Source organism: Candidatus Competibacter phosphatis (assembly GCF_012939995.1).
Lineage (GTDB): Bacteria > Pseudomonadota > Gammaproteobacteria > Competibacterales > Competibacteraceae > Competibacter > Competibacter phosphatis.
On the sequence record NZ_SPMZ01000017.1, the window covers coordinates 66048 to 76998 of the forward strand.

Here is a 10951-nt window from a genome sequence, read left to right on the forward strand (position 1 = left end):
TCGTTACATCCAGCCGAAATCAACCTCACGACTCCAGCGGCCACACCGCGAGACTTCACCAACCGATACCGATGCCCAGCAGAATTCGAATCCTGGCAGGCCAATGCGCTCGTTTCCTCTACCGCCGGCTGCCGCTGCCGCTCTCCGTTAAATGGCGCATCAAGTCCTTTCTGTACCGGCATCTGGGCGCCTTGCTCAAGAGCAGCGCCAACTATCAACAGTGGTTGATCCAGACGGCGGCCACCCGACCGGCGACGGTGCAAGCAGCCGATCCAGCCACGGTCCCACCACCGCCGCCCCCTATACCGCCGCCCATGGTGGAAATCGGCCCGGAAGGCATTGAAGGCTTGACGGCCCGCCTGCGCTTCATCGCGCCCGAGGAGCCCCTAGTTTCGGTGATCGTCCCGGCCTTCAACCAGATCGAGTACACGGTTCGCTGTCTGGCTTCGCTGCACCAGCACCCGCCCGAAGTCAGTTACGAGTTGATCGTCGTGGACGATGCCTCCAGCGACGCGACCGAACGACTGCTCAGTCACATGCCAGGTTTACGTTACCTTCGCAATCCTGAAAACCTCGGTTTTCTGCGCACCGCCAACCGGGGCGCGACTCAGGCGCGGGGCCATTATCTGCTGTTCCTGAATAACGATACTCAGGTACTGCCCGGCTGGCTGGATCGGCTGGTGGAGGTTTTCACGACCCATCCGGACACCGGCATCGTTGGCGCCAAACTGATCTATCCCAGCGGCCATTTACAGGAAGCCGGCGCCGCTCTGCGTCGGGACGGGACGGTGGATTTGATCGGTCTGAACGACGATCCCGCCAAGCCGCAATACAACATCATGAGGGAAGTGGATCACTGTTCTGGTGCCTGTCTGCTGATCGAAACCGCCCTGTTCCGGGATTTGGGGGGATTCGATGAGATCTACGCGCCGGCCTATTTCGAGGACTGCGACCTGTCGCTGCGGGTGCGGGAACGGGGTCGCAAGATCATCTACCAACCGGCCGCCGAGGCGATTCACCATCTGAGCGTGACCACCAACCGGGATGGTCAAAAACTACGACAGATCGAACACAACAGACAAATCTACCTTGAGCGCTGGGGTACTGTCCTCCAGGCACTCGATCAAGTTCGACTGATCGCCTTTTACCTGCCCCAATACCATCCGATCCCGGAAAACGATCACTGGTGGGGCAAGGGTTTCACCGAATGGACCAACGTCACCAAGGCCGTACCCAATTTTACCGGGCACCATCAACCGCGCTTGCCGGCGGATTTGGGATTCTACGACCTGCGGCTTCCCGAAGTCCGAGAAGAACAGGCTGATCTGGCTCGACGATACGGTATTTACGGTTTCTGTTACTACTACTACTGGTTTGCCGGCAAGCGCCTGTTGAACCGGCCATTGGACGATGTCGTGCAATCCGGCCGACCGGATTTTCCGTTCTGCGTCTGTTGGGCCAACGAGAACTGGAGCCGGCGCTGGGACGGCCTCGACGCCGAAATCCTGATCGCTCAGGACCATTCCGACGAGGACGACCTGAACTTCATCAAGACACTGGAACCGGCGCTGCGTGACCGACGCTATATCCGAATGGACGGCCGTCCGCTGTTGCTGGTCTATCGTCCCAGCCTGTTGCCGGATGCCGCCCGCACCGCCGAAATCTGGCGTCGTTACTGTCGCGAGGCCGGGTTGGGCGAATTGTATCTGGCCACGGTGCAAAGCTTCGGCAATACCGACAATCCGCGCGGTTTCGGCTTCGACGCCGCCGTCGAATTCCCGCCGCACGCCATGGCGGTGCTGGCCGAGCAGCCGGCGAATCTACTGAATCCGGATTTTCAAGGCCGCTTCTACGATTACGTCGCCACGGCCAATTTTTTCATGAACCGACCACCGATGCCCTATCCCTTCTTCCGCACCGCGATGCCCTCTTGGGACAATACCGCCCGCCGGCAGGATGCCAGCGATATCTTCCTGAACGCCGAGCCGGAATATTACGAACGCTGGCTCAAGCATCTGGTCGATGAAACCCGCCAGTTCCGTCAGGGCGACGAACGCTTGTTGTTCGTCAACGCCTGGAACGAATGGGCCGAGGGTAATTATCTCGAACCGGATCGCAAATTCGGCCACCGCTACCTGGAAACCACCCGCAATGCCTTGGGGTCGCTGGGATGTTAGGAACGGGACTGGTCGTCCGCATGCGACATCTGATCGGCGCCGTCCGCACCGCGCTGACCCGCCATGTTGGCCCGAAACGGTTGTTGCGCCGGATCGTGGCGATATTCCGCGACGAAGGGCTGGGCGGCATTGGCCTACGGGCACAGCTACTCCTCAGTGCGCAACGCAAACCGAGCTTGAACCAGCCAGCCGCCCCAACCATCGCGCTAGCCGCTCCGATCGTATCCCCGGCGGTGGCATCCGAACCGGACTGGCGGGGCCTGCGCCGATCCGATTTACCAGAGGGCGCGGTACTGATCGGTCATCCCTACGCGGTACTGGGTCGGGCCGAGGACATACGCACCGGTGCCTGCGCTTTCGCCGCCGCCAACGTCCCTTTCGCTCTTCGCAATACCTTTGGCGAATACGGCAAGGAGATGGCGACACTGCATCAGGATTTCCCATTCATGGATCGGATTGATCCACACGCAGCCCATAAGGCCAACATCTTCTTTCTAAACGCCAACGAGATGGACGATGCCTATGCCCATCTGGGATCTCAGTTTTTCGCGGGCCGCTACAACATCGGTTATTTCGCTTGGGAGTTGAGTCAATTCCCGGAAGCCTGGGTGAATGAGTTCCGCTATTTCGACGAAATCTGGGCACCTTCGCGCTTCATTCAGCAAGCGGTGGCCGACAAGGCGTCTTGCCCCGTGGTGTGGATGCCGTTGGCGGTGGAACCAATTTGTTCGACTCCATTGTCTCGCGAATACTTCGGCTTACCGGAGGATCGGTTCCTGGTCCTGTTCTTCTTCGATTTCCGCTCCTTTATCCAGCGCAAAAACCCCTGGGCCGCCCTGCGCGCCTTCGCCGCCGCGTTCCGGGAAAACCACTCAGCACCAGTCAACCTCGTCATTAAGCTCATCGGCGCCGACGCCCGCCCTGACGATTATCGGGATTTCCTCGCATCGGAAGCCATGCGCGACCCTCGGGTCATCCTCATCAATCGGGTCATGACCGATCGGGAGATCAAGGAGCTGGTACGGTTGTGCGATTGTTTTCTGTCGCTACACCGCTCGGAGGGATTCGGCCGCGGTCTGGCGGAAGCGATGTATTACGGCAAGCCCGTGGTCGCCACCGGCTACTCCGGCAACCTCGATTTCATGAACGAGGCCAATTCCTGTTTGGTGGATTGCACTTTGATACCGGTAGGCGCGGAAGAGTATCCCCATGGCGCGGGCCAACGCTGGGCCGAACCCGATGCCGAACAGGCAGCCTGGTATCTGCGGCGGCTGGTCACGGACTCGGCCTATGCTACTGGGATCGGTCAGCAGGCAGCGCATTACATCCAGACTTATCACAGTTTCGCCGCCATCGCGCCCGCCATCGGCGGCGGCTGGAACAGCTTGAGCTATTATAAACCTGTCACTGCTCTAACTCTCATAGCTAGAGGAAGGTGACTAATAATTGTAACCATTTGATCTACGAGTCACCGGAAATCAAAGCATGACTTTCTCATATAAGCTATGGAATTTTTTAAACAGCGATCTATCTCAATCAAGGCAATAAAATTTACATCTATATATTTAATCAAGCTGCAAATACGCGTATGGCTCAACCTTAGCATGTTTTTAAACCAATAAGGCCATTTTTTTACGATCTGGCGCGTATCACTATTATCAACATAATAAAAAAAAATTATTATATTTTCCTACAAAATCACCAATTTTCATGCCATTCAGAATATCTTTCCTTATGCTAATCACCTTTTGGCGATTTTTCCTTTGCAAAAAGCTATCCTCCATTCTACATTTTTCTATATATATGTACCCATATAAAAAAAACAAGAGCAGAGCCAATCATAACTCCTATTTTTTTTAGGTTGACAAACCGACACCACGATCCACGAAACTATAGGTAGGACAGTAGCTAAGTATCCATAGTGGGACTCTAAACCGGATGACCAATACTCAGCACGCCCAATCGCAATACTTAACTGAACGCCAAATACAGCCATAAAAAGTTACTACTATTACAAAATCATTAATAAATAGAAATCGGCACACTTGATAGAAGCCCCATATTCTTTTAGCCAAAAACACAAGTGCGATGACATATAAAAACACCATTAAAAATAAAGAATATTTGCCGCATTGGCATTATCACAGAACATGGGCTTATTAAGTAATAATAAATTTTTGTCGCATCGTAAACTTTACTTAAAAAAAACAGAACCGCTTAAGGAACTCGCTCCAGTTGGACTCCAACCACTTATAATAATTAGAGAAATTATTAGTGCTGACATTAATACAATTACGATAACATAAAAAAGTAAACTTATTATTAATTGGACGCACTAATATTAGATAAGGCAAAAAACAGAACGGACATAATAACAGAAAGAACAACTCCATTCATCCCACACAAAGCCATAAGTAGGACACAAATTGCTCCTAATATATAACTTTTACCACGTAAACGCATATTATTTTGCATAAAAAAACACAAGAAAAAAGAAGACTCAATAGTGTTGATAACATGAATTGAAAATGAAAACTCCAAATAAAAGGGCCAAAGCCGGGATTCATAAGGATTAATGGAATTATTAAATCTCCAACTTGAGAATTTCCACGATATACACGAACTGTATAAATCAGAAGGTTAGCTGTTAGAAATACTAGTATCACATTAGCAAGTATAAGAAAACCAAAATCATACCCAGTTAACCGAAGCAAGGTGATTTGAAAAATCTTCTGTATAGGGATACGATGATCTGAATGCTGAGCCCATACCCAATCCCAGGTAAACGGTTCAGCACCAATAGCTTTAGATATAAAATTCCACTCATCACTATAAGGAAATGGATTTCTATAAAAAATGTAGAAGAAAAATTAACAACGAAAAAACAGAAAAAAATTAAATAGAAGATAAAAAAAACAAACGGTTTGAGCCAGGAATTTTCATTAATCCAACCAGTTAGATAGAGTTAGCTGCCCTATTCGCTTTATCCTTGACCATCACAAACACATTCATAAGCTCGCCATCGATTCCCAGCCAACGATCACGCAATATATAAATACTAGTCTAATAGTCGCTCCAGCGTTCGGCTAGTACAATAAAAGCCCACCCTGTAATCCCAGATTGATTACTATAGTTTTCAGATTTTTGAACACCCTTTCTGGAATATGCAGGATCACCAGCATGATCCAGCGCCAGAACCAAGGCAGGTACACCACATCGCGGCGATGTTCCACAGCGGCGACAATGCCTTTGGCGATCTGGTCGGGTTGTGCCCACAGCAGCCCTTTTTTCTCGAAGGTGGCGGTCATCGGCGTATCCACGAAACCGGGCTTGACAGTAATAATCTGAATATCCTTGCCACTTAGCCGGTTGCGGAGCCCCTGCAGGAACAATCCGACCATACCCTTGGCAGCTCCGTAGACGTAATTGCTCCGCCGTCCCCGATCACCCGCAACAGAACCGATGACGACCAATGCACCTCGTCCGCGCGCTTCGAATGCGTTGGCCAGCAGAGTGGCGAGGCTGATCGCGCTGAGCGCGTTGGTATGGATGGCGGCCAGCGTCATGGCCACCGAGCGCTGACAAGCCTCCTGATCAGGCAGCATGCCGTGGGCGATCAGCGCGATATCGATACCGCCCAGCGCTTGTTCGACCCGCTCCAGCAGGGCCGGATGCTGGTCCAGTAAATCGAGATCGAGACTTTCACCATGCACTGGCTGACCACTGCGGATTTCGAGGTCGCGGGTGATGGCGGCGAGTTTTTCGGCGTTGCGTCCGACCAGGTAGAACCGGGCACCGCTGGCGGCAAAGCGACGAGCGGCTGCTTCGGCGATGGCGGATGTGGCGCCAACGATCAGAATGTTGCGCATGGCGGTTCTCTCAGTCGGTCATGACCCGTCGCCAGAAACTGGAGGAAAAACAGGGATCTATGAAGTTTGCGAAGATGGACCAGCGCGGGAAGTAGTGGCGAAAGCAGTCACCGCTCATCCGGGCGTCCTTGGCGGGATAGACCGCGCCGCCGGCCTGCCGAGTCACCTCATCCAGGCGGTTCAGCAAGGCGAATGTCGTTGGTCCCAAGTTGGGAAAATCCAGCGCCAGGGTCACGCCGGGACGAGGAAAGGACAGCAGCCCCCCCGAAGTCCGCGCCCCGAAGCGCTTGAGCACCGCCAACATCGAGCCTTGGCCGCTGGCGGCGATGCGGGCAAGGATTTCCCGCAGGGCGTCGCGGGCCGATTCCGGCGGAATGACGCATTGGTATTGGAAGAAACCGCGCGCGCCATACAAGCGGTTCCATTCCAGCAGGTTGTCCAGCGGGTAAAAGAAGGGCTGATAGGGTGTCAGACCGCGCGCCGGACGCGGCAGATGGTAGTAAAGCCCGTTGAAGCCATGCACGCTCAGCTTGTTCACCCAGGAAACCGGCGGCGTGAATGGCACGGTCAGCGACCGACGCAATGGTGGTGCCGGAGCCACAACGCCCGGTGGCGCATGCATACCCGCCAAGTAGAGGCCCCGACCCAGCGTCCGCCCGGCGGCGGCGCAATCGATCCAGGACACGATGTATGGGTAACGCGCCTCGTAATCGTCGTTGAGCGCGAAGAATTCATGCAGGTTGGCAAAGCGTCGATGCTCGACCACGATCCAGGGATTGGCGATACGCTGCAACTGGATTTCGACCCAAGCGATCAGCCCGGTCAGACCCAGCCCGCCGACCGTGGCCCGGAACCATTCGATATTTTGCTCCGGCCCGCAAAGCAGCCGTGTACCATCCGAACGCAGCAGTTCGAATAGGCGGACTTGTTCGCCGAAACTGCCAGCGACATGGTGATTCTTGCCATGCACGTCGTTGGCGACGGCGCCGCCCAGGGTAACGAAGCGAGTCCCGGGCGTCACCGGTAAAAACCAACCTTGCGGCACGATGAGCGCCAAAATCTCCGACAGCAAGACTCCCGCTTCCGCCCGCAGGATACCCATCGTTGGATCGAAGGCGATGAAACGATCCAGTCCTCGCGTCAGCAGCAGTGTACCGCCATCGTTCAGGCAGACGTCGCCGTAACTGCGACCGTTGCCGAAGGGCAAAACCTGCTCCGCGCCGGTTTGGATGGGATCGCTCGCCTGCCTCAGGGTCAAACTGCGTTGCCGAACCGACGGGTAACGCCCCCAGGAATTGGGTAGAGCTCCACCACGGCTCATAGCGCACCCCAGAGAATGAGCACCCCAATCAATACCAACCCACGGCTGACTTTATCGGTCAGGGCAAAAATCACCGGATCGTCCGGCATCAGGCCGCGATGAGCGAACAACCAGACCCGGCTGACCCAGTACAACAGCACCGGACACAGGAAACCGATCAGCATCGGTTGTCGATACAGTTTCTGCACTTCGGGGCTATTGATGTACAGCGCCAGCACCAGCACCGCCAGATAGCCGGCGCTACCACCCAGGCTTTGCAGAATGGTCAGATCATCCACACGATAGCCACGACCCTGTGCATTCAGTTCACCTCGTTGCAACAGGGTATGCAGTTCAGTGTAGCGCTTGACCAGCGCTAAGCTGAGGAACAGGAACATCGAGAACACCAGCAGCCAGAACGAGAGCGTCACTTGCGCCGCCGTCGCCCCAGCGATAATGCGTAGCGTATACAACCCAGCCAACACGATGGCATCAAGCATCAGCACCCGCTTGAGCCGCAGCGAATAAAACAGGGTCAATAGATAGTAACTCGCCAGACAGGCGGCAAACCACGGCGGATTAATCCAAAGGCTGAGAGCGAACGCCGCGAGCAGTAGGAGCGGAATCGCGGCGGCGCCGTGTTGGATCGGCAAGGTACCGGCCGCGAACGGGCGACGACATTTGCGTGGATGGCGACGGTCAGTGGCCAAATCCAGCAGATCGTTGAGCAGATAGACGCTGGAGGCACACAGCCCGAAGCTGAGAAACGCCAGCAAGCAAAGCGCCAGCTTTTCTGGGTCGTTCCAAGCGTGAGCAGTGACCAACGGGATGAAGATCAAAACGTTTTTGAGCCATTGGTGCAGGCGCGCGCCCTTGATCCACTGTGTCAACCGCGACCCCTCATTCGCGAACACCCGTTCGACCTCGGTGCTGGCGCGAGCTCGCGCCGTGACCTGGGCGCTAGCGTTGACCACGATGGCACGGCGGGCATGTTGCCACACCGCCACGTCCACGGCGGCGTTACCGGCATAATCGAAACCACGTTCACCGTAGAGCGCCACCAGGGTCTCGGCCTTGCGCGCGCCAGCCAGATTGCGGTCGCCGTCGGTCGCCAGTACCCGATCGAACAAGCCCAGATGCGCCGCCACCCGTTCCGCCAGCGCCCGATGCGTGGCGGTCACCAGCACCAATACTCGTCCTTGTCGCTGCTGCTCGTGGAGAAAAGCGAGAAAAGCCTGGTTGTAAGGCAGCGTCTCGATCTCCAAGTCCACCAGGGCGGTGAGCTCGGTCTTAAAGCGGGCTTTGCCCGCCGCCAGCCAGCGCGGCCAGTGCAGCGCGGCCAGTGGCTGACACTTGAGCTGGGTGAAAACCGTCTCCAACAGCAGGTCGGAGTTCAAGAGCGTGCCGTCGAGATCAACGCACAGTGGCACCAAAGTGTTCATGGCTTGCATTCTGAAGCCGGACCTTGCCCTTTCAAACTCAATACCGCCACTGCCAGGCCACCCAGCACGACAGCGAACCAAAGCGTCGCGATCCGGCACAGTAGGGTGATGGCCACCGCCGCCGCGCTATCCGCGCCAAAGGTAATCAATAACATCCCCATGACCGCCTCGGTGCTGCCTAGCCCACCGGGCAGGAACGACAGCGCACCGGTCAATACCGCGATGGCGTAGATACCGATTCCGGCGGCGAAGGCGATCGACACACCCACTTCGCGGGCGATCAGGGACAAAGCCGTGCCTTCCAGCCCCCATGCCAGCATCCCCAGCGCCAGTCCGAATAGAAACAGATGGGGTCGCAGTAGCACTGTCGCCGCTTCCAGCATCCGGCCCAACCGGTCGAATTGATGGCCGAAACGACGGCCTTGCCCCCAACTCCGCAGCATGGCTGGCAGCCAGGGACGAGTCACGAACCAGCCCAGTCCCAACGTCAAGCACCAGGCGATCATCAGTAATCCAACATAATCGGGTCGGAGCAGCAGTATCAACAGTGCCAACAGACTCATCACGAGCACATCCAGAAGGCGTTCCACGAACAGCGCGGCCAAGCTTTGGTTGTAGGGCACACCGCACGGGCGCAGGTAAACCGAGCGCACCGCCTCACCGGCTTTACCGGGGGTCACGGTCAGAGTGAAGCCGGCCAGATAATAGAGCATGTGTCGCCAATGCGGTAACTTGTGACCCAAAGCGATCATGTAACATTGCCAGCGCCAAAAAACGCAACAAATAATTGAACAGTGACAGGGAGAAAATCACTATCAGCGTCGTCGCATTCATGCGTTCCAGAACCGCCAGTACGGCATGACGGTCGGCAAGTAGCACGAGGGTAAGATACAACAACGCGCTTAAGCCGATGATCAAGGTCAGGGCATGGTGTTTACTTAGCATGGCGTTGGAAACGACGATTCGTCGGCAATACGAGGTAAGTTCATATGTGGTTGTTAGCGGGGAAACGAGCGGATCTGCATTCGATCGCCGTTCCCACCAACCTTGGGAAGCGCCGCTCAACCGACATTCCGCACCATGAAACTGTTTTGCGAACCAGTATCTCAACCGTGCGGTCTGTTTACGAAACTTCGGGTACTCAGTCCCCCGGCGCCAACAACGCTTTCAGCGCACCACTGAGCCTCCGCAACGGTGCCGTCACTTTCCACGAGGTAGAGGTTTTCAGCTCAGCTTGCGTTGCGTGCAATATCACGCATTCGTTTTCGAGTGCGGTAATCCGATTCCGGCACTTTTCGATCTCGGCGCGAGTGTCGACCACCAAGGTATCCAGGCGCTCGCGCTCCGCTCCAATCCTGGAAATCTCATCTCCAAGATTGGCGATCTGATCGATACGCAAACTCAGCTCGCTTTCCAAGCGTTCCATTTCCATCCGCCGCCAATCCCGTTCCTGCTTCAGCCGTTGCAAAGCCTCCAGATACTCGCCAACTTGTCGCCGAATCAGGCGTTGTTGGGGGTATTCAGTCGCCAGAATCTGCTGCATGACTCCGAGCAAATCGGCTCGGCTCAACATGTCAAGATAAGCTTCCTGCTGTAAATATGGCGGATAATAGTATCCTCGCTCTGCCATCAAATGGCTCCCATCGAATGCAGGACCAGATTCGTCCTTGGATAACTTGGATAATTGGAGTGATTCGGCATATTGCCGCAAATAGTCCTCGGGAGCCATCATGTTATCTTTTCCAAGCTTTGCGTAGATTAACATTAAACCATACGATCACGGATGATTTCTCGCAAATTACCGAAAAGCTAATTAACCACGAAATACTTGAAACGGCATTTTATCCAAAAAAATAGAATTTTCCCGTAAGTTCATGATTGGTAGCTCATATACCTTATAGATGCTGTCGATTCCACACATCTCTAACCGGTTGATTGGGCATGGAGATCGGAAGCCAATTCCATCCCCCAGGCGAGATCGCGCGCCCGCTGCAAGCCGATCTAGAGGGCTTGGGGAGCGGGTGGTCCATCGCATTTGCGCCCCAAATGACCGCCCAGGCGGGCGATCCAGCCGAGCATGGCCGGCAGCGACGGCGGGAGAGCTGGTGGAGGGTGGCGGTGAATCGCGATGTAAACCGCCCGCCATTCGGCCGAATCCAGGAC

Annotated in this window: 9 protein-coding genes; 2 read left to right on the plus strand and 7 right to left on the minus strand. The window is 55.2% G+C overall.

All coding sequences use genetic code 11. The annotated features are described in order from the left end of the window. Positions 1-71: 71 nt before the first annotated feature. Together E4P82_RS06945 and E4P82_RS06950 are read left to right on the plus strand one after the other, a co-directional pair. Positions 72-2177, plus strand: coding sequence for a glycoside hydrolase family 99-like domain-containing protein (locus E4P82_RS06945; RefSeq protein ID WP_169248218.1), 2106 nt, complete (start codon positions 72-74; stop codon positions 2175-2177). 20 nt (positions 2178-2197) lie between these two features. After that, entirely contained in the window at positions 2198-3616 is a 1419-nt protein-coding gene (locus E4P82_RS06950) for a glycosyltransferase (protein WP_169248219.1), read from the plus strand. 1647 nt (positions 3617-5263) lie between these two features. Here the strand turns inward: E4P82_RS06950 and E4P82_RS06955 are convergent. The 7 genes from E4P82_RS06955 to E4P82_RS23555 form a co-directional block, all read right to left on the minus strand. Beyond that, positions 5264-6046: an SDR family oxidoreductase gene (locus tag E4P82_RS06955; RefSeq protein WP_169248220.1), complete on the minus strand. Its 783-nt coding sequence runs from the start codon at positions 6044-6046 to the stop codon at positions 5264-5266. A 10-nt stretch (positions 6047-6056) separates the two neighbouring features. Continuing rightward, the gene (locus tag E4P82_RS06960) at positions 6057-7367 is read right to left on the minus strand and encodes an FAD-binding oxidoreductase (protein WP_169248221.1); all 1311 of its coding nucleotides are present in this window, start codon (positions 7365-7367) and stop codon (positions 6057-6059) included. Beyond that, entirely contained in the window at positions 7364-8788 is a 1425-nt protein-coding gene (locus E4P82_RS06965; RefSeq protein WP_169248222.1) for a UbiA family prenyltransferase, read from the minus strand. Before E4P82_RS06965 ends, E4P82_RS06960 begins: the two co-directional genes overlap by 4 nt. Continuing rightward, positions 8785-9501 carry a lysylphosphatidylglycerol synthase transmembrane domain-containing protein gene (locus E4P82_RS06970; RefSeq protein WP_246327417.1) on the minus strand — a complete coding sequence of 239 codons (717 nt, stop codon included), beginning with the start codon at positions 9499-9501 and terminating at the stop codon, positions 8785-8787. The genes E4P82_RS06965 and E4P82_RS06970 overlap by 4 nt, the downstream gene beginning before the upstream one ends. Further along, positions 9455-9853 carry a hypothetical protein gene (locus E4P82_RS06975; protein ID WP_169248166.1) on the minus strand — a complete coding sequence of 133 codons (399 nt, stop codon included), beginning with the start codon at positions 9851-9853 and terminating at the stop codon, positions 9455-9457. Before E4P82_RS06975 ends, E4P82_RS06970 begins: the two co-directional genes overlap by 47 nt. Before the next feature lie 76 nt (positions 9854-9929). Continuing rightward, positions 9930-10553 (minus strand): hypothetical protein, encoded by a 624-nt coding sequence (locus E4P82_RS06980; protein ID WP_169248224.1) that lies wholly within the window; start codon positions 10551-10553, stop codon positions 9930-9932. Between the two features lie 236 nt (positions 10554-10789). Next, entirely contained in the window at positions 10790-10948 is a 159-nt protein-coding gene (locus tag E4P82_RS23555) for an IS4 family transposase (RefSeq protein WP_420887071.1), read from the minus strand. Positions 10949-10951: the final 3 nt, after the last annotated feature.

Coding starts and splice junctions, on each gene's coding strand:
- E4P82_RS06945 (WP_169248218.1), top strand. CDS start 72: ATGCCCAGCAGAATTCGAATCCTGGCAGGCCAATGCGCTCGTTTCCTC.
- E4P82_RS06950 (WP_169248219.1), top strand. CDS start 2,198: ATGCGACATCTGATCGGCGCCGTCCGCACCGCGCTGACCCGCCATGTT.
- E4P82_RS06955 (WP_169248220.1), bottom strand. CDS start 6,046: ATGCGCAACATTCTGATCGTTGGCGCCACATCCGCCATCGCCGAAGCA.
- E4P82_RS06960 (WP_169248221.1), bottom strand. CDS start 7,367: ATGAGCCGTGGTGGAGCTCTACCCAATTCCTGGGGGCGTTACCCGTCG.
- E4P82_RS06965 (WP_169248222.1), bottom strand. CDS start 8,788: ATGAACACTTTGGTGCCACTGTGCGTTGATCTCGACGGCACGCTCTTG.
- E4P82_RS06970 (WP_246327417.1), bottom strand. CDS start 9,501: ATGCTCTATTATCTGGCCGGCTTCACTCTGACCGTGACCCCCGGTAAA.
- E4P82_RS06980 (WP_169248224.1), bottom strand. CDS start 10,553: ATGTTAATCTACGCAAAGCTTGGAAAAGATAACATGATGGCTCCCGAG.